The organism is Saccharothrix deserti (assembly GCF_009769385.1).
Lineage (GTDB): Bacteria > Actinomycetota > Actinomycetes > Mycobacteriales > Pseudonocardiaceae > Actinosynnema > Actinosynnema deserti.
The window spans coordinates 71,784-89,371 of record NZ_ML775961.1 but is presented as its reverse complement, the minus strand read 5'-3'; the positions used below and the strand labels follow the sequence as shown (position 1 = coordinate 89,371).

Here is a 17,588-nt window from a genome sequence, read left to right as displayed (position 1 = left end):
GACTACCCGTGTCGGAGCGACCTACACGGTGCTTCCGGCCGGTTTTCGGAGCGCGATCCCTCAGAGCGCGATGAGGCCGGCGTTGGTGGGTTGGAATCCGCAGCTGTCGAAGTAGAACGGCTTGAGGTGGTCGTCGAAGTCGACGTGCAGCCACTCGCACCCGGCGGCCCGCGCGCCGTCCACGGCGGTGGCGACGAGTTCGCGCCCGACGCCCTGCCGCCGCACCGCTTTGGTGACGAGGGTGTCGAGGATGAACGCGTGGATCCCGCCGTCCCAGGCCACGTTGACGAACCCGACCAGGTCGCCGTCGCGGCGTGCGGTCACCCAGCCGAGGCTGTGCCGGGTTACCTGGCCCCACCAGTCGTCGTCCAACGGCCGGTGGTCGAAGCCTTCCGCGTGCAGCGCGTCGACCTCCCCGTTCTCGAACCGCCCGCGCCACTCGTAGCTGATCACGGTCGGCAGCCTACGGAGGCGGGCAGCGCGGACGCCGCCACATTTCACCCAGTTCACCGAGGGCGGGTGATCGGTCGACGGCTCGGCCCGATCACCCGCCGACCGGCCGTTGCCGCGGTCGCATCGGACCGTGGTCTGATCGTCCATTTCGGACCGGGGACCGATCCGCGACGGCGGCCGCGGGTGGAGAGTTCTCGCCATGACAAGCGACTACACGTTCCCCGGCCGCTGGATCGGCGCGACCGCGATGGCCCTCGGCCCGGCCCTGCTGCTCGTCGCGACGCTGTTGCGGTGGCCGTTCCACTACTTCTTCCCTCAGCAGTTGGCGGCCGTCGCCGAGCACCCGGCGCTGATGACGGCCGCGCACACCGCGTTCGTCGCCGGGAACGTGCTGCTCGCGCCGGCGGTGGTCGCGTTGGCGCACCGGATCGGGCGGACCCGGCCGGTCCTGGCCACGTGGGGCGCGGCGCTGGTGCTGGTGGGTCTGTTCGAACGCACGTTCCACGCCGGGATCGACCAGGCCGCGCACGGTCTGGTGCGGAGGGGCGGTGCGGAGTCGGCGACCGACCTGGTCGGGCAGTCGTACCAGGACGTGCACCTGTTCAGCTTCCTGTCGTTCACCATCCTGTTCGGCTGGCTCGTGCTGGCGTTCGCGGCCTACCGCAGCGGCGTGTTCGGCCCGATCCGCGCGGTCGCCCTGGCCGCGATGTGCCTGCTGCCGTTGGGTGTGCTGAAGGGCACCGAGATCACGTCGGTGATCGCGGCCGTGGGCCTGTGCGTGGCGTTCGTGCCGGGCGGGGTGCGGCTGGCGGCGGAGGGGCCGAGACCGAGCCGCCGGTCGGTGCTGCTGACGCTGGTCGCCGCTCCCACGCTGGGCGCGCTGGCCTATGTCAGCACGCTGGGTTAGCGCACATCACTACAGGTCACCGATCACGAAGGCGGGGTTACGACGGCAGGGTTACGACGGCAGGGCGAAATGCCGGATACCCCTCGATGTGCGCACGGCGAGCGCTTCCTCCAGGGTCGGGCACGGCTGGAGTTCGTGGTCCAGTCCGCTGACCTCGAACGGTCGCAACACGTGCCGGTGCCGGGCCACCACGCGCAACGACACGCCCGCCGCCTTGGCCGCGAGGTGGCCCCGGTGCAGTTCGTTCAGACCGGCGGCGGCGAAGAACTCGACCTGGCTGAGGTCCACCACGACCGGCGCCGGTGGGGTGGCGAGCGCCAGCCCGATCGCGATCTCCTGTTTCAGCTCGCGGACGTTCGACGCGTCGACTTCGCCGGCGACGCGCACCACGACGGCGTAGCCGTGCACCTGCCGCTCTACCCGGAACGGGTGGAGCGGGGTCTCGAAGCGCTCTGCTTTCACGTGCCGCAGCCTCCTCGGAGGTCGAAGAAGGCAGTGGCTGCTGGCTCAACCCGCTGCGTGTACGACGGTACCTGTCCGAGCGGGAATCCGCAGTTCATGGCCGTGCCGGTTGCCGACCGGCACGGCTGGCACTTCTATGGGGTGGGGTGGGAATCACATCTGCCCCGGTGGTCTCGCCGGTTAAAAAGCAGCCGGCGGGACCATCGTCATACCACCGGTCCCCGTGCCCGGTCCTGCGCCTGTCGGCGCTCCCGTCAGGGTGCCGAGGCGGCCGGCCGGGAGAACAACGCCACCGGCCACCACGCCGGCCGCACGGGCACGCGCCGGACGTCGAGGAATCCCGAGAACAGCTCACGTTCGACCCGTGCGAAGCGGAAGTCCTGCACCACCAGGACGCCGCCGGGCCGCAGCACGCGCCCCAGCTCGGCGACGGCGCGACGTCGGTCCGGCCACTCGTGCATGCTCGACGTCGAGACGACCAGGTCGACGCCGCCCAGGACCAGGTCCGCGCGGCGGGGCCGCGACCTCGTGCAGCAGCCGTCCGGGGCCGGTGCCGACGTCCAGCACCACGGCGTCCGCCGGCGCGAGGGCGGCGACCCGGCCGACCGGTTCGGGCTGGCCGCGCACGTGCTGCGGCACTGGCAGGACGCGCGGGGCTGCTCGCACCGCGACGTCAGGCGAACGGCCGGCGCCGCTATGGGCGGGCGGGCCAGGCGCGGAACGCGACGATCCTGGATCCTGGACGTAGGACACACGTGGTCATGGGGTGAGAGGCAGGGATTCGAAGTGGGGTTTCAGGGACGGGTAGTAGTCGTCGAAGTCGGGCAGCGGGGCGCCGGTGCGGGAGGCGGTCAGCATGTCGAGGTAGTACTCCCAGCCGGGGCCGACTTCGCCGATGCCCTCCTCGGTCGCGAGGTGGTGCACCAGGCGCAGCTCGGTCAGACCGTCCACTTCGGACAGCAGTAATTCCATCCGCCACGTGCCCGCCTCGTCCACCATGGACAGCGCCAGTCGCCGGGGCGGGTCGCACGCGTCGATGCGGACCTCCACCCACGGCTCCTGCTCCTCGAACACCATCCGCACCTTCACCGTGCGCCCCGGTCCGCCCTCGCCCTCCCACGGGCCGAACCACCGGGCGGTGCGCTCGGGTTCGGTCAGGCTCGCCCACACGTCGTCGGCGAGCGCGCGGAACGTCCGGGTGAGCACCAGGTCGCTGCCGGTGTCGGTGCGGAACAGCCGACCGGTCGGGATGGGGGTCATGCGGTGTTCTCCTTCGGTTCGTCGGCGCGGCGTTCCCGCCGGGTGCGGTAGACCTCGGTCTCCAGGGCGTCGAGGCGGTGTTCCCAGCCGGAGGGCCGACCGGAGTCCGCGACCCGGTCGCGGTCCGAGGCCTGGTCGAAGTCGGCTAGCCACCGCGCCAGGGGCGCCAGCCGGGAGGCGTCGAGCACGTAGAAGCGCTGCCTGCCCACGACCTCGTCGCGCACCAGCCCGCTCTCCCGCAGCACCCGCAGGTGCCTGCTCACGGCGGGCCGGCTGATCGCGAACCGCTCGGCGATCTGCCCGGCCGACAGCCGCGCGTCGTCGCGCAGCATCTCCAGGATCTCCCGCCGCACGGGGTCGGCGATCGCGCCCGCCACCTCGTCCACACCCGGAAGCGTAACCACTGGGTTACACGTCAGGCAAGGCTCTCCAGGAACCCGGTCAACGCCCGCCGGTACGGTTCGACCGTGTTGAGGTCGGCGTACTCGTCCGGCCCGTGCTGGCCGTCCCCGCCGACGCCGAAGATCACCGCGTCGATGCCGCGCTGGAAGTAGAACCGCGAGTCGGCCGCGCCGTGCTTGCGCAGCAGGTCGCCCGAGTAGCCCTGGGCACGGGCGGCGCGCTGCAACGCCAGCAGGTCGGCGCCGTCCGGATCGGCCCGGTGCGGCGGCTCGACGTGGTCGACCGCGGCCGTGACACCGGGCGGGCACAGGGCGGTGAAGTGGGCGGCGATCTCCTCCCGCGTGCGGCCGGTGAAGTCGGTGTCCTCGGGCGGGAACCGGACGTCCAGCCACGCGGTCGCGTCCGCGGGCACCTGGTTGAGCGCCTGGTTCCCGGACGAGAGGCGGGCGACGTTCACCGTGGTCCGCCACTCCTCCTCGGCGGCCACCGGGTACTCGGCGAGCACCGCGTCCACCGCCCGCATCACCTTGAGCAACGCGTTGTCGCCCAGCCACTGGTACGCGCTGTGCGCGGCCCGGCCGACCGCGTGCAGCCGCACGTTGACCAGCCCTTTCGATTCGGCCACGACGCGCAGCGCGCTGTGCTCGCCGATCACCACGAACGACCCGGTCACGCCCTGCTCCAACTGGTGCAGGGTGCCGTCGCGCCCGCCGACCTCCTCGTCGGTGACGAGTTGGAGCCCGATCGGGTAGGGCAACCGGGCGGCCGTGTCGCGGAACACCGAGGCCAGCACGAGCGCGGACAGCTTCATGTCCTGTGCGCCGCGGGCGATGAGCCGGTCGCCGTCACGGCGTGGCCGGAACTGCTCGTCCGTGCCCGGCACGACGTCCAGGTGGGCGTTGAAGATCACCCGGAAGTGCGGACGAGCCCCTCCGAGGTAGACCAGCGCGCTGGGTTTCCCGCCCGCCTCGAACCGCTCCACGGTGAAGCCGGGTCCGACGACGTCGAGCACGAAGTCCAACGCCCGGCGTAACTCGTCGGGCCGGTCGGCGGTCGAACGGATGCCGAGCAGCCGCTCGGTCGGGGGCAGCAGGTCCATCCCGCCATCGTGCCCGGTCCGCGCCGGTTCCGGGTCGGGTCAGGGCATGTCGGGTATCGCGTGTCCGGCACCGTCCACAGGGGACGGACAACGGGGTCGGGCACGCAGTTCGGCGATGCCCACCACCAGGGCGGTGGCCACGGCCACGGTCGCGCTGCCGACGGCGACCGACACCGCCACCGGGAAGTTCCGCTCGGACGCCGTCAGCACCGTGTAGAACACGCCGGTCAACGCGGCCGTGCCGATCGCCGCGCCGACGCGCTGCCCGGTCTGCAACGCGCCACCCGCCGCACCCGCCATCGACACCGGCACGTGCCGCAACGTCAGCGTGGTGTTCGGCGAGATCACCCACCCGCCGCCGATGCCCGCCACCAGCAACGCCGGCGCGACCGCCCACCCCGCCACGTGCGGCGGGGCCAGCCGCAGCACGACGGCGGTCACCGCGAGACCGGCGACGACCATGCTCAACCCGGTGACGGTCAGCTTGCGGCCCCACGCCTCGACCAGCCGTCCGCCGACCACCGCGGACGCCGCCGACCCGACCGCGAACGGCGTCACGGCCAGTCCCGACTCCAGCGGCGTGTAGCCGAGCCCGGTCTGGAAGTACAGCGCGAACACCAGCCAGATGCCGCTGAAGCCGATGAAGTACAGCATCCCGAGCAACGCGCCGGTGCCGTAGCCGGGCGTGCCGGTGAACAGGGCGATGTTCAGCATCGGGCTCCCGCCGCGCGCGGCGAACTGCCGTTCCCACCGCACGAACAGCACCAGCAGCGCGGTGCCGAGCCCGAACAGCCACCACAGCTCCGCCAACCCGCCCGCCTCGGCCAGCACCAGCGGCAGCATCACCGCCAGCACACCCGTGCCGAGCAGTGCCGCGCCGACGAGGTCGAGGTGTCCACGGGGGCCACCGCGGCCGCGGGGCAGCAAACGGGCCGCCAGCACCAGCGCGACCAGGCCGATGGGCACGTTGACGTAAAAAATCCACCGCCAGCCCTCGTCCTCGCCGGCCACGGCCAGGATCACGCCGCCGACCACCGGTCCGACGGCGGTGGAGATGCCGACCGTGGAACCGAAGAACCCGAACGCCCGGCCACGTTCCGCACCGCGGAAGAGCTGTTGGATCAACGCCGAGTTCTGCGGTGCCAGCGCGCCCGCCGAGATGCCCTGGGCGAGCCGCGCGATGATCAGCACCCCGGTCGTCGGCGCCAGCCCGGCCAGGGCGCTGAACAGCACGAACCCACCCAAAGCGGACAGGAACATGGTCCGTCGCCCGATCGCGTCACCGAGCCGTCCGGCGGGTACGAGGGCGAGGCCGAACGCCAGCGCGTAACCCGACACGACCCACTGCACACCGGCGGGTGTGGTGCCGAGTCCGTGCTGGATGGACGGCAGGGCGACGGACACGATGCTGACGTCGAGCAGGCTCATGAACCCGGCGACCAGCGTGACCGTGAGCGCCTTCCACCGGCGTGGATCCGGCTCGTACACGTCGACCATCACCCCTTCCTACCCCGCCGCGCGTGCCGCGGCACGACAGCGGCACGTGTGGCCGGTGTGGTTTTGGATACCCCTCGGCCATGGACGTGGAGCCGAACCGAGTACCGGACGAGGACCTGCGCCGGTTCGTCCTGGACCGGCTGGCCGAGGACGAGGAGCGGCTGGCGCGGGAGCAGCTGCCGTTGCTGGACGAGGCCGAACGCCGGGGACGGCTGGCCATCCTGCGGTCCGACGACGGCCGTGAGCTGGTGCTCGTGCCTGGTCCGGCGGAGGCTCAGGACGAGCGCGTGCCGGTGCCGTTCGAGGAGAAGGCGCGGTGGCTGCGGGCCGAGGTCGAGGGCACGTCGGACCGGTCGGTGCTGGAACTGGTCGCCGCCGCCTACGACACGCACCACGGCTGGCAGGAGGAGTGGCGGGGGTGACCGCGTCCCGCCGCCCGGACGACGACCTGCCGCCTCCCGCGCCGCCGCGCAGCGCGTTGACCCTGCGGTTGTGGCTGGCCGGGTTCGGCGTCGTCTTCAACGGCGTGGCCGCGGTGCTGTGCGTGCGGGCGGGGCTGACGTGGCTGGCGGTGCTGTTGGCCGTGATCGTGGTGGGTCTGATCGTCGACTTCGGCTGGGTGGTGCACCGCAAACGGCGCGGCGACCCGGGCTGAGCCGGCCGGCGGGAGCCAGGTCCGGTCGGCGGCTCGGCGGGTTCAGCGGGTGAAGGCCGGTCGGGACGCGCGCGGTGCGGGCACGTCGTGGTGGCGGCTGATGTTGCGCTCCAGCAGGTCCTGGGACTCGGCGACGCCGATCGAGTCGTCGGGCAGCACGCCGTCACGGTCCTTCAGCTCCACCAGGGCGTGGTCCATGGCCGCGTGGGCGGCGAACAGGCACGGCGTGCTGTAGATCGCCACGTCGACACCCAGCTCGGCCAGCGCGCCGAGCGACAGCTTCGGCGACCGGCCGCCCGCGATCTGGTTGAAGACCAGCGGCTTGCCGCGCACCACCCGCCGGACCCGGCGGATCACCTCCACCGAGGGCACACCGTCGACCAGCACGGCGTCGGCGTCCGTCGCGGCGAACGCGGCGGCCCGGCGCACCATCTCGTCCTCGTCGGTGGCGTCGGTCCGCGCCACGACCACCAGCTCGTCCCTGGTCCGCAGCACGAGGTCCAGCTTCTCCAGGTACTGGTCCAGCGGCAGCACCCGCTTGCCCGCGAGGTGCCCGCAGCGCCGTGGCCGCTGCTGGTCCTCCAGGACCACGCCGGACCCGCCGACCTGCTCCAGGCCGCGCACGACCTGGCACGCCACCTCGGGGTCCACGTACCCGTCGTCGATGTCCACCAGCAGGTGCTGCCGGGGGAACGCGAGCCGCAGCCGCTGCACGAACCCGACCACGTCCGGCCAGGCGATGAACCCGATGTCCGGCAGCCCGTAGTGGGAGGCGGAGAAACCGAAGCCGGAGACGAACAGCCCGTCGTAGTGCCGGGCCGCGATCGACGCCGACAGCATGTCGAAGACACCGATCAGCGGTGTCGTCCCCGGTGCCGCGACGGCCTCGCGCAGTGCCTTGCCGTAAGCCATGCGACGAACGTAGGCGGCGTCACCGAACCGGGTCGAGGTATCGGAAGGATGAGATCCACTCCCCGCGCCGCCACCAGAGCCGTCACCCCATCGACCTGCGCGCGGTCAGGCGCGGGATGGACGAGCTCGCCGCCGTCGCCGAAGGCCGTTGACCGCCGGGTCAGGACAGGGCCGCGATCACGTCGTCTGCCGTGACCGGCACCGAGAACATGGGGAAGTCGAAGCGCAACGCGTTGTCGTGCTCCTCCTGCGAGGCGGCGGCGGCGCAGTCGGTCAGCGTGATGACCTTGTACCCGTTCTCGTAGCCGGTGCGCATGGTCGACTCCACGCAGCAGTTGGTCAGGAACCCGCCGAGCACGATGGTGGTGATGCCCTTGCTGCGGAGGATGAAGTCGAGGTTCGTGCTGGCGAACGTGTCCAGCCCGCGCTTGCCCTCGATGACGATGTCCCCGTCGCGCGGGGCGAGGTCGTCGACGATCGCCGCACCCCAGCTGCCCTTGACGAACGCCTTGCCGTCCACGACGCCCTTGAGGATGCCGTACGGGTGCGCGGAGATCTCGTTGTAGCCCTCGACGAACGAGATGGGCGCGTGCATGACCGTCACCCCGGCCGCCCGTGCCGCATCGACCAGTGCGACGGTTTTCGGCAGCATGCCGGTGCTGTCCATCACCCCGCTGACGGCGCCGTGCAGCACGCCGCCCTCGCTGGTGAAGTCGTTCTGGTACTCGATCAGCACCAGGGCGGTCGTCTTCGGGTCCAACGTCAGCTCGGTCATCGGTGACTCCCACTGTCGGCGGCGGTTGCGGCGGCGGTCGCGGGACCGATTCAACGGCCCCGCGACCGCGCCCGCAATGCGGCGTCCGGGTCACTCCCCGGTGGTGAACACCCCCAGTGCCGCCTCACGCACGTCCGGATCGTCGTGCCGCCGCAGCCCGCGCAGCAGGTCGCGCCACGCCGCCGGCCACCCGGCGTCACGACCGGCCGGGATGGTGATCGCCAACGCCAGTTCCCCCGCGCCCTCGGCGGCCAACGCGGAGGCGACGTCGAGCAGGCGTGGCCGGGACAGCCGCTGCAGCACCTCCGTGAGCGCGCCCGTCAGCTCGTCGGCGGCCTGCCGCGCCAACGTCGGCCGCACCGCCAGGCGTGCCACCTCGCGCAGCGCGTCCAGCTCCGCGCCCTCCTCCTCCCACGGGACGGCGACGACCGCCAGGCTCACCGACCACGACCGGTAGCCGGCCGTGACGAGGTCCGGGATCAACGCCCGCGCCGCCGCACGGGACTCGGTCGAACTCCGGGTCCCGGACAGCCGGCGCACGATCGCCGCGATCCGCTGCCGTGCGGGCAGGTCGCGGTCCTCCGCCGCGTCGAACTCGCCGTCCACGGCGAGCAGCGCGGTGACCGCGGCACGCAGCGGCGTGATGTCCGACGTCGTGGCGGACAGCCGTTCCAACGCCGTCAGCGCGTGCTGCCAGGTCGCGGTGTCGGCGAGGTCGACCACCCGGCCGACGAGCAGGTCCGCGGTGCCGTCCGCCCAGCGGATCCAGCCGGGCAGCGCGGTCAGCCCGAGCCTGGCGGTGTCGGGGTCCGCCGAGTCCGCGACCACCCGCACCAGTTCGGCGTAACGGGCGCGGTGCCGGCGGGGCACCACGTCCGGCCCCTGGTCGAGCACGGCGGCCGCCACCGCCTGTTCGTCGGCTACGGCCCGCGCCAGCAGCTCCCACGCGGCCTCGTCGTCCGGGAACCAGCGGGTCGCGGACACCAGCGCGCGCCGCACGTCCCGGTGGGCGTTCTCCCACGCCCGCGCCAACACCGCGGTCGCGCCCGGCGTGCGGTGTTGCGCGATCAGCCGCACGGCCTCCTTGCGCGCGGTGACCTTCGGCCCGTCCAGCACGGGCGCGAGCAGGGCGCCGAGCCGTTCGGGCGCGGTGAAGCGGGCGCACCGGCCCAGCGCGTAGACGGCGATCCGCGCGCGGTCGGTGTCGACGTGCGCGAGGAGGTCCGGCAGCACGTCGGCGGGCTCGTCGGTCCACGCCAGCGCGGCCAGCGCCGCCTCCACCACCTGCACCTCGCCGTCGGTGAGGAACCCGCGCAGCACGTCGGCCGTTCCGGGCACCCATCCGAGGGCGCGCACGGCGTGGGTACGTCTGACGGCAGTCGCCGCGCGGGACGAGGCGAGCGCCGTCAACGCGGCGGCGAACGCGGTGACCTGGCGTGGCAGCCACCGGTCGAAGCACTGCCGGAACGGCGGCAGGAACCACTCGCCGCGCTTGAGGAACCGGCCGTGCAGGGGCCGGCCGATCACCTGGTCCAGCAGGTCGGTCCGGCGCCGCGAGACAGCCCCCTGCACCGCCGGGAACGTGATGGTGGACGGGTCGTCGCCCAACACGCGCGCCACCCGCTCGTCACGCTGGCCGCGCGGTTCCAGCCACAGCTGCACCGCCTGCCGCACCACACCGTCGTTCTTGGCCGACCGCGCCCGGTCCAGCAGGTCCTGCACCGGCGCCATGTCCCACGCCCGCCGACCGAGGCCGGAGGCGAGCCCGAGCAGCACCTCGTACCGGCCGCGCTCGGCGTCGGCGGTGATCCTCGGCCGCAACGCCTCGAACACCAGGTGCTCCGCGCCGCGCGGCAGCGACCGGTCCAGGCCGGACAGGTCGATCCACCGCACGTGCAGGCCCAGCCGCGCCAACCCGGCCAACCCGGCGTCGACCAACCGCGGCCGACGGGACACCGCGCCCTCGCGGATCAACGCACCCGCCAGCGCGCGCACCGCGTTCTGGGTCTGCCACGAGCAGTCGCGGGCCAGGGTCGCGTCGACCATCAGCTTGGTGAGCGCGTCGGCCTCGTCCGGTCGGAACAGCCAGGCCGGTATCGCGCCGAGCGCGGTGATCGCGGTGGCGCGCACCGGGTCCTGCTCGTTGGCGAGCCTGGTCAGGCCCGCGACCACACCGCCGACCACTTCGGGGTCGCGGGTCGCGGCGGCGGCCGACAGGTACAGCGGGTAGGCCTCGGCGCGCTCGTCCGCGGTGGCGCGGCGGGTCGCGGCGAGCAGGGTGTCGCGCGCGTCGGCCCAGTCCAGGCGGGCGGTGACGGCCAGCCGGCGGGCCGGGTCGTCCGCGACCTGGCGCAGGGCCAGCAGCCGGCGTGCGACGGCGGCCCGTGCGGCGGAGGGCAGTTCGTCCACGGCGGCCAAGGGGGCGTCCGGGCGGTCGCCGACCGCGCCGGTGAACACCGCCGTCCGCCGTGAGGGGGCGATCGCGTGCAGGAACCGCGCCAGGCGCGGGCCGTCGAGTTGGCGGGCGAGCGCGATCAGGTGCTCGTCACCGGTCACGGCGAGGGCGCGCCACAGGGACCGCCGGTCTGGCAGCGGGCCGGTGCGGTGCGGGTCGGCCAGCACGTGCGCCACCCGTTCGGGATCGTGCCGGGCCAGGCTGCCGATCACGCGGCCGAGTTGGCGCGGCAGCGGGACGTGCGGCAGGACGCGGGCCAGCAGGTCGAGCACCCGGTCCGGCTCGGTCGGTGCGGCGCCGACCACGGCCTTGCCGACGCGCCGCCACACGATCGGCCACCACACCGGCGCTGTGGCGGACAGTTCGGCGTCGATGAAGTCGAGCACCACCGTCGGGTGGCGGCGGCCCAGCGCGGTCCAGTTGGTCACGGCGTGCTCCAGGTCGGGCAACGCCTCGGCGACCACCGCCGGCGAACACACCGGGAGCAGCCCGGCGGCCTCGTGGTCGCCGAACAGGTCGCGCACCAACGGGAGCAACCGCTCGGCCAACGCGCTGCGCTGCCGACGGCGCACGGCGTTGTAGAGGGTCTGGCGCAGGGCGGCCGGCAGGTGCGGCAAGCGGGCCAGGAACACCTCGGCGGGCAGGTCCAGCCGGATCGCCGCGGTGATCGCCCGGCGGACCACCGGGGTCTGGTCCACGGACAGGCACTGCTCGACGTACGCGCGGTGGCCCGCCACGTACGCGATCTGCAACGCCACCCGCCGTTCGAACTCGCCCCGGCCGTCGAGGTCGCGCAGCAGGACGTCCAGGTCGGCGGAGGCGGCCAGTTCGCGCGCGGTGCGGGCGAGGAGGCGCTGTCGGTCGCCGTAGGGCAGCCGGTCCATGGCCTTGAGCAGACGTCTCGCGGTGGTCACGCCGGGATTCTGTCCAACCGGTGGGACACGTGCCACCGGATTCGGAAAAGGCGCCGGAAATAGTTTGACGGTGACCGCGGGCAGTGGGCATCATGGGAACACACCGAGCCGAGGAGCGGACATGACGAACACGCGTCGATGCTGTTCGCGCAGCCAGGGCTCCCCGCCGTGACCTGTTGAAAGGTCCGGTCCAGGGAGCCGCCCGTCGGGGAACCGACCAGGGCGGCTTTCTCTTTTCGTGCACGGCAGAAAAGGCGATTGACACACCGTGCGGGCAATTTCACGACCGCCCGACGGGAATTGCCCGCAGCACCACGCCCCCATAGCTCAGCAGGACAGAGCGCGCCGCTACGAACGGCGAGGTCCCAGGTTCGAGTCCTGGTGAGGGCACCGCTGGAACCAGCACCACCGCGGCTCGGCGGGACGAGCCGGCCGGGCCGCGGTCGGGGTTCCAGACCAGCAACGCCCCCTCGGGGGCGCCCGACCCACGTCACGACGGTCGTGAGGCGGCCTGCAAAGCCGTCGATTCCGGGTTCGACTCCCGGGTGGGTCTCCAAGTCGGCGAGAATGCCGCGCGGCGAATTCCCGGTCACCCGGAATGGGCCTTCGAGCGATCTTCGGCGACACATATGTGAACCGGTTCGAGGAATATCTCGCGGCCACATATGTGAACATCGAAGCCGCTCCGCCACGGCCCGTTGACACACCGGAAACATGCGCTACGGTGCGAACAGAAGGCGCTTTCCCGATAACCCCTGCACTCACCCCTCATACGGGAGAGGAAATACCCATGTCCACACCTGTCGGGAACAGGCGCGCCCTGCTGGAGGTCGTCGCGGTCGCCGCCACGCTCGCCACGACCCTGGTCGTCTCACCCGGCGCCGCACCGGCGCTGGCCGCGACCACCGCGGACGGGTTCGCCTCGGTCGACGCACTCGGTCAGAACGGCACCACCGGTGGTGCCGGCGGCGCCGTGGTCACCGCCGCCACCACCGCCCAGTTCCTGGACTACATAGCCCGCCCGGAACCGCTGGTCCTGCAGGTCCGGGGCACGATCACGCTGCCGACCGGCACCACCGACGGCATGCACAACGTGGCCTCGGACAAGACCATCGTCGGCCTGGGCACCGACGCCCGACTGGTCGGCGGCGGCCTCAACATCGGCGTGCCGGTGAACGACAAGGTCACCACTCCCCCGGCCGACGCCGTGCACAACGTGATCATCCGGAACCTGGCGCTGTCCGGCGCCACGGACGACCTGATCAACGTGCAGATGTTCAGCCACCACATCTGGATCGACCACAACGACTTCTCCAACGGCGACGACGGCGCAGTCGACATCAAACGCGGCTCCGATTTCGTCACCGTCTCCTGGAACAGGTTCCACGACCACGACAAGACGCTGCTGCTCGGCCACGACGACGACAACGGCGCGCAGGACATCGGCCGGTTGCGGGTCACCTACCACCACAACTACTTCGACGCCTCCGACCAGCGCAACCCGCGGGTCCGGTTCGCGGAGACGGTGCACGTCTACAACAACTACTACCGCGACAACAGCTACGGCGTCGCCTCGACGATGAACTCGGGCGTGGTGCTGGAGGGCAACTACTTCTTCAGCGTGAACAACCCCGGCCGGGTCGACTTCAGCGGCGCCCTGGGCCGGATGGTCGCCCGCGACAACATCCTCGTCGACTGCAACCACGAGATCGAAGTCCGCGGCTCGGTGGTCGAGCCGCGCACGTACTACCCGTACTCCCTCGACCGGGCCGCCGACGTCCCCGCGATCGTGCCCGCCGGTGCGGGCACCGGTCGCATCTAGAGGAGAAACCCACCATGAGCGACATCAGCAGGCGCACCCTCTTCGCGGGCGCCGCCGCGACCGCACTGACCGCCGTCACCGCACGTGCCGCTGCCGCGAGCCCGGCCAGGACCGAACCGGTGTGGGCCGCGCCGTTCGCGACCGCCGACGGCTTCGCCGGCACCAACACCCTGGGCCAGAACGGCACCACCGGCGGTGTGGCCGGCCCCGTGGTCACCGTGCGGGACACCGAGACGTTCCTGGACTACTGCGACCGCAACGAGCCCTACGTCATCCAGGTCGACGGGATCATGACGTTCAGCAGCAAGCAGGGCCTGCGCTCCAACAAGACCGTGATCGGCCTGCCCGGCGCGGAGATCCGCGGCGGCGGACTGGACATGTACCGCAGGCAGAACGTGATCATCCGCAACCTGAAGTTCAGCGGCGCGGACGACGACGCGATCAGCATCCAGCAGTCGTCGCACCACATCTGGATCGACCACTGCGACTTCAGCGGCGGCGCGGACGGGCTGATCGACATCGTCCGGGGCGCGGACTTCATCACCGTCTCGTGGAACAACTTCCACGACCACAGCAAGACCGCGCTGCTGGGCCACTCCGACTCCAACGCGAGCCAGGACACCGGCAAGCTGCGCACCACGTTCCACCACAACTACTTCAACGGCACCGAGCAGCGGCACCCGCGGGTCCGCTTCGGCGAGCCGATCCACGTCTACAACAACTACTTCCGCAACAACCGCCTCTACGCGGTCGCGTCGACGATGAGCGCGGGTGTGCTGGTCGAGTCGAACTACTTCGAGAACGTCCCGCACCCGATCTACTCCGGTTACGACGCGAGCGGGCCGGGCCGGGTGGTGCAGCGCAACAACGTCTTCGTCAACTCGGGCACCCCGCAGACCCTCGGGACGGTCGTGGAGCCCCGCACGTACTACGCCTACACCCCCGACAACCCCTCGACGCTGCCGAGCACGGTTCCCGCCGGTGTCGGCGTCGGCCGGATCTGAGCGGGGGGGACACGAATGAGCGCCATCAACCGTCGTCGCCTGCTCGCCGGCACGGCACTCGCCGCGGTCGCCGCCGCCGTGCCGCGTCACGCATCGGCGAGCGTCGACGCGCTGAACGTCGCCGACGGCTTCGCCGGGGTGAACGCCCTGGGCCAGAACGGCACCACCGGCGGCGCCGGCGGCCAGGCCGTCACCGTCACGACCGCCGCCGCCCTCGCCGACTACGTGGGCCGCAAGGAGCCGTACGTCATCTCGGTGTCCGGTCGCATCTCGGTCGGCAGCATGGTGACCGTGGTCGCGAACAAGACCATCATCGGGGTCGGCTCCACCGCCGAGATCACCGGCGGCGGCCTGCAACTGGGCTCGACCACCCGCCCCGGCAACAACGTGATCATCCGCAACCTGCGGTTCACCAACGCCTCGGACGACTCGATCAGCGTCACCAACTCGGCCCACCACGTGTGGATCGACCACTGCGACCTGTCGCGCGGCTACGACGGCCTGCTCGACATCAAGCGCAACTCCGACTACGTCACGGTGTCCTGGAACCACTTCCACGACCACAGCAAGTCGGCCCTGCTCGGCCACTCGGACACCTACACCACCGACAAGGGCAAGCTGCGCGTCACCTACCACCACAACTTCTTCGACGGCACCGACCAGCGCCACCCGCGCGTCCGGTTCGCCGAGCCCGTGCACATCTACAACAACTACTACCGGGGCAACGCGCTCTACGGCGTCGCGTCCACCATGGACGCCGGTGTCCTGGTCGAGGGCAACTACTTCGAGAACGTCGCGCACCCGATCTACTCCGGCTACGACAAGAGCGGACCGGGCCGCGTGGTCGAGCGCAACAACGTCTACGTCAACTCCGGCACCCCGGAGACCCTCGGGACCGTCGTGGAACCGCGCACGTACTACGGCTACACCCTGGACGACCCCGCCTCCGTGCCGAGGATCGTCACCGCGGGCGCGGGCGTCGGCCGCGTTCAGGGGGTGACGTCGTGAGGAGGACGGCCGCGGTCGCGTTCGCCGCGACACTGCTCGGGAGCCTGGCCGTGTCGGTCACCGCACCCGTCACGGCGGCACCCGGAACCACCGCATCCGGAACCGCTGCATCCGGAACCGCTGCACCCGGAACCGCTGCGGAAAGCTCGCCGATCGGCTTCGCCGCCGTCAACGCCCTGGGCCAGAACGGCACCACCGGCGGCGCGGGCGGCCCCGAGGTCACCGTGTCCAACGCCGCCGACTTCATCGCCGCGATCAAAGCCGACGGACCGCGCGTGGTGCGCGTGCAGGGGATGATCACCCTGCCCGCCGGCATGTACGACGTCAGCTCGGACAAGACGGTCGTCGGCGTCGGCGCGGCGTCGGGCATCACCGGCGGCGGTCTGAACATCGGCCTGCCGGTGAGCGAGGTGACAACTCCCCCGGCCAACGCCGTGCACAACGTGATCATCCGCAACCTGGTGTTCCGCAACGCCAACGACGACTCGATCAACGTGCAGATGTTCAGCCACCACGTCTGGATCGACCACAACGACCTGTCACGCGGCTACGACGGCCTGATCGACATCAAACGCGGCTCCAGCTACGTGACGGTGTCGTGGAACCACGTCCACGACCACGCCAAGAACATGCTGCTCGGGCACTCCGACAGCAACGGCGCGCAGGACACCGGCCACCTGAAGGTGACCTACCACCACAACTTCTACAACAAGACGTCCCAGCGCAACCCGCGCACCCGGTTCGGCAACCCGGTGCACATCTTCAACAACTACTTCCTGAACAACAGCGACACCGGCCCGGCCTGCCAGGCCCAGTCCGGCTGCTGGATCGAGGGCAACTACTTCGACAACGTCGAGGAGCCCATGACCAACAGCTACTCCGGACCGAAGGGCAACATCGTCGAGCGCGACAACGTGTACGTCAACAGCGGCAAGCCGGTCGTCGGCGGCACCGTCACCGACCCGCGCACCTACTACCAGTACACCCTCGACACCCCGGCCAACGTGAAGACGCTGGTCACCCAAGGCGCCGGCACCGGCAAGATCTGACGGCCCCGGAACAGCGTGGTCCCGGCTCCCGAAGATCCGGGAGCCGGGACCACGTGTCACAGGCCTACTGGAAGATCACGTCGCTGCAGAAGTAGAACGACTGGTCCAGGTGGCTGGCCTGCCAGATCACGTAGACCACGTGACGGCCGGTGCGGCTGCCCGCGTTCACCGCGACCTGGTAGTGCTCCGCCGGCGCGTAACGGCCGGTGGTCGCGACCAGGTCCAGGTGGTTCCAGCCCAACGGCGTGGTCGTCGCGTCGTAGCCCTGCTTCGACACGTACACCCGGAGGTAGTCCGCGCCGTGCCGGGCCTGGTCCCAGACGTCGAGGGTGAACTGCCGTGCCTTGGTCGCGGCCTTCCACTGGCCGGGGTTGTCCAGCGCCGCGTACCGCGTGCCGCCGGTCCGCCCGCCGCTGCACAGCTGGCCGTTGGGGATCACACCTTGGTGGTTGCCCGCGACACCCTCGCGGTACAGGCCGTTCCAGTTCCACATCGCCGTGGTGTCGGCCTGCCAGGCCTGCCAGCACATGGGGTCCTGCTGGGCCATCGCCGGGTTCTGGAAATCGTTGCCCCACCGCTGCCAGCAGCCGTAGTTGCGCGAGGGCGGGTCGACGGTGGACCCGTGCGCGTCCGCGACGCCGGTCAGCACGCTCGCCATGAGCCCGCCGACGACGGCAAGCGTCGCGACGACCTTGGCGAGCAGGCTCTTGTTCGCAGGGATCGATATGAGCGCCACTCTCTCCTCCTCGTTGAGGATGACCATGTTGAAGATGACCATGGGTGGGTTGGGAGCGCTCCCAAATCGCACTGTAACCATCCGTGTACGGAATTGTGAAGTCTCGACGGACAACGACTTCCCGTTCGACACGCGTTCGACCGCAGTTCGACGAAATTCGCCGCCGACCCTCACCGCA

The 17,588-nt window shown here is 71.3% G+C and carries 18 protein-coding genes and 2 tRNA genes; 9 read left to right on the top strand and 11 right to left on the bottom strand.

The window, feature by feature from the left end; all coding sequences use genetic code 11:
- Positions 1–60: 60 nt before the first annotated feature.
- A complete protein-coding gene (locus tag FM051_RS05275) occupies positions 61–453 on the bottom strand; it encodes a GNAT family N-acetyltransferase (RefSeq protein ID WP_202918690.1) in 393 nt (130 codons plus the stop codon).
- Positions 454–652: 199 nt separating this feature from the next.
- Between FM051_RS05275 and FM051_RS05270 the strand changes: the two genes are divergently transcribed.
- Positions 653–1,360 (top strand): hypothetical protein, encoded by a 708-nt coding sequence (locus FM051_RS05270; protein WP_158841245.1) that lies wholly within the window; start codon positions 653–655, stop codon positions 1,358–1,360.
- Between the two features lie 51 nt (positions 1,361–1,411).
- Here FM051_RS05270 and FM051_RS05265 read toward each other — a convergent pair whose 3' ends face one another.
- The 6 genes from FM051_RS05265 to FM051_RS05240 form a co-directional block, all read right to left on the bottom strand.
- Positions 1,412–1,822, bottom strand: a complete 411-nt coding sequence (locus FM051_RS05265; RefSeq protein ID WP_158841243.1) for an STAS domain-containing protein — start codon at positions 1,820–1,822, stop codon at positions 1,412–1,414.
- A 254-nt stretch (positions 1,823–2,076) separates the two neighbouring features.
- Positions 2,077–2,577, bottom strand: coding sequence for a class I SAM-dependent methyltransferase (locus FM051_RS53020; protein WP_274383478.1), 501 nt, complete (start codon positions 2,575–2,577; stop codon positions 2,077–2,079).
- Between the two features lie 4 nt (positions 2,578–2,581).
- Entirely contained in the window at positions 2,582–3,082 is a 501-nt protein-coding gene (locus FM051_RS05255; protein ID WP_158841239.1) for an SRPBCC family protein, read from the bottom strand.
- Entirely contained in the window at positions 3,079–3,468 is a 390-nt protein-coding gene (locus FM051_RS05250; RefSeq protein ID WP_158841237.1) for a metalloregulator ArsR/SmtB family transcription factor, read from the bottom strand. The genes FM051_RS05255 and FM051_RS05250 overlap by 4 nt, the downstream gene beginning before the upstream one ends.
- A gap of 29 nt (positions 3,469–3,497) precedes the next feature.
- A complete protein-coding gene (locus FM051_RS05245; protein ID WP_158841235.1) occupies positions 3,498–4,583 on the bottom strand; it encodes a M20 family metallopeptidase in 1,086 nt (361 codons plus the stop codon).
- A gap of 39 nt (positions 4,584–4,622) precedes the next feature.
- Positions 4,623–6,080, bottom strand: a complete 1,458-nt coding sequence (locus FM051_RS05240) for an MFS transporter (RefSeq protein ID WP_158841233.1) — start codon at positions 6,078–6,080, stop codon at positions 4,623–4,625.
- 80 nt (positions 6,081–6,160) lie between these two features.
- On the opposite strand from FM051_RS05240, the gene FM051_RS05235 reads away from it, so the two are divergent.
- Both FM051_RS05235 and FM051_RS05230 read left to right on the top strand, forming a co-directional pair.
- Positions 6,161–6,502 (top strand): hypothetical protein, encoded by a 342-nt coding sequence (locus FM051_RS05235; RefSeq protein WP_158841231.1) that lies wholly within the window; start codon positions 6,161–6,163, stop codon positions 6,500–6,502.
- Positions 6,499–6,735 carry a DUF6343 family protein gene (locus FM051_RS05230; protein ID WP_158841229.1) on the top strand — a complete coding sequence of 79 codons (237 nt, stop codon included), beginning with the start codon at positions 6,499–6,501 and terminating at the stop codon, positions 6,733–6,735. Before FM051_RS05235 ends, FM051_RS05230 begins: the two co-directional genes overlap by 4 nt.
- Before the next feature lie 42 nt (positions 6,736–6,777).
- Here the strand turns inward: FM051_RS05230 and FM051_RS05225 are convergent, their stop codons facing one another.
- From FM051_RS05225 to FM051_RS05215, 3 genes are all read right to left on the bottom strand, one after another.
- Positions 6,778–7,647, bottom strand: coding sequence for an isocitrate lyase/PEP mutase family protein (locus FM051_RS05225; protein WP_158841227.1), 870 nt, complete (start codon positions 7,645–7,647; stop codon positions 6,778–6,780).
- Positions 7,648–7,807: 160 nt separating this feature from the next.
- Positions 7,808–8,422: a cysteine hydrolase family protein gene (locus FM051_RS05220; RefSeq protein WP_158841225.1), complete on the bottom strand. Its 615-nt coding sequence runs from the start codon at positions 8,420–8,422 to the stop codon at positions 7,808–7,810.
- Positions 8,423–8,512: 90 nt separating this feature from the next.
- Complete coding sequence (locus FM051_RS05215; RefSeq protein ID WP_158841223.1) at positions 8,513–11,791, bottom strand: hypothetical protein; 3,279 nt, start codon at positions 11,789–11,791, stop codon at positions 8,513–8,515.
- A gap of 316 nt (positions 11,792–12,107) precedes the next feature.
- On the opposite strand from FM051_RS05215, the gene FM051_RS05210 reads away from it, so the two are divergent.
- From FM051_RS05210 to FM051_RS05185, 6 genes are all read left to right on the top strand, one after another.
- A tRNA-Arg gene (locus tag FM051_RS05210) sits at positions 12,108–12,181 on the top strand.
- A gap of 92 nt (positions 12,182–12,273) precedes the next feature.
- Positions 12,274–12,347: transfer RNA gene (locus tag FM051_RS05205), tRNA-Cys, on the top strand.
- A 234-nt stretch (positions 12,348–12,581) separates the two neighbouring features.
- A complete protein-coding gene (locus FM051_RS05200; RefSeq protein WP_158841221.1) occupies positions 12,582–13,613 on the top strand; it encodes a pectate lyase family protein in 1,032 nt (343 codons plus the stop codon).
- Between the two features lie 14 nt (positions 13,614–13,627).
- The gene (locus tag FM051_RS05195) at positions 13,628–14,617 is read left to right on the top strand and encodes a pectate lyase family protein (protein ID WP_158841218.1); all 990 of its coding nucleotides are present in this window, start codon (positions 13,628–13,630) and stop codon (positions 14,615–14,617) included.
- Positions 14,618–14,632: 15 nt separating this feature from the next.
- Entirely contained in the window at positions 14,633–15,625 is a 993-nt protein-coding gene (locus FM051_RS05190; RefSeq protein ID WP_158841216.1) for a pectate lyase family protein, read from the top strand.
- Entirely contained in the window at positions 15,622–16,674 is a 1,053-nt protein-coding gene (locus FM051_RS05185; protein WP_158841214.1) for a pectate lyase family protein, read from the top strand. The genes FM051_RS05190 and FM051_RS05185 overlap by 4 nt, the downstream gene beginning before the upstream one ends.
- 64 nt (positions 16,675–16,738) lie before the next feature.
- Here FM051_RS05185 and FM051_RS05180 read toward each other — a convergent pair whose 3' ends face one another.
- Positions 16,739–17,452, bottom strand: a complete 714-nt coding sequence (locus FM051_RS05180; protein ID WP_238412145.1) for a lytic polysaccharide monooxygenase auxiliary activity family 9 protein — start codon at positions 17,450–17,452, stop codon at positions 16,739–16,741.
- Between the last annotated feature and the right edge of the window lie 136 nt (positions 17,453–17,588).

Bases quoted from the DNA above. Each gene is read 5' to 3' on its own strand.
- FM051_RS05270 (WP_158841245.1), top strand. From the start codon at position 653: ATGACAAGCGACTACACGTTCCCCGGCCGCTGGATCGGCGCGACCGCG.
- FM051_RS05255 (WP_158841239.1), bottom strand. From the start codon at position 3,082: ATGACCCCCATCCCGACCGGTCGGCTGTTCCGCACCGACACCGGCAGC.
- FM051_RS05245 (WP_158841235.1), bottom strand. From the start codon at position 4,583: ATGGACCTGCTGCCCCCGACCGAGCGGCTGCTCGGCATCCGTTCGACC.
- FM051_RS05240 (WP_158841233.1), bottom strand. From the start codon at position 6,080: ATGGTCGACGTGTACGAGCCGGATCCACGCCGGTGGAAGGCGCTCACG.
- FM051_RS05235 (WP_158841231.1), top strand. From the start codon at position 6,161: ATGGACGTGGAGCCGAACCGAGTACCGGACGAGGACCTGCGCCGGTTC.
- FM051_RS05225 (WP_158841227.1), bottom strand. From the start codon at position 7,647: ATGGCTTACGGCAAGGCACTGCGCGAGGCCGTCGCGGCACCGGGGACG.
- FM051_RS05220 (WP_158841225.1), bottom strand. From the start codon at position 8,422: ATGACCGAGCTGACGTTGGACCCGAAGACGACCGCCCTGGTGCTGATC.
- FM051_RS05200 (WP_158841221.1), top strand. From the start codon at position 12,582: ATGTCCACACCTGTCGGGAACAGGCGCGCCCTGCTGGAGGTCGTCGCG.
- FM051_RS05195 (WP_158841218.1), top strand. From the start codon at position 13,628: ATGAGCGACATCAGCAGGCGCACCCTCTTCGCGGGCGCCGCCGCGACC.
- FM051_RS05190 (WP_158841216.1), top strand. From the start codon at position 14,633: ATGAGCGCCATCAACCGTCGTCGCCTGCTCGCCGGCACGGCACTCGCC.
- FM051_RS05180 (WP_238412145.1), bottom strand. From the start codon at position 17,452: ATGGTCATCTTCAACATGGTCATCCTCAACGAGGAGGAGAGAGTGGCG.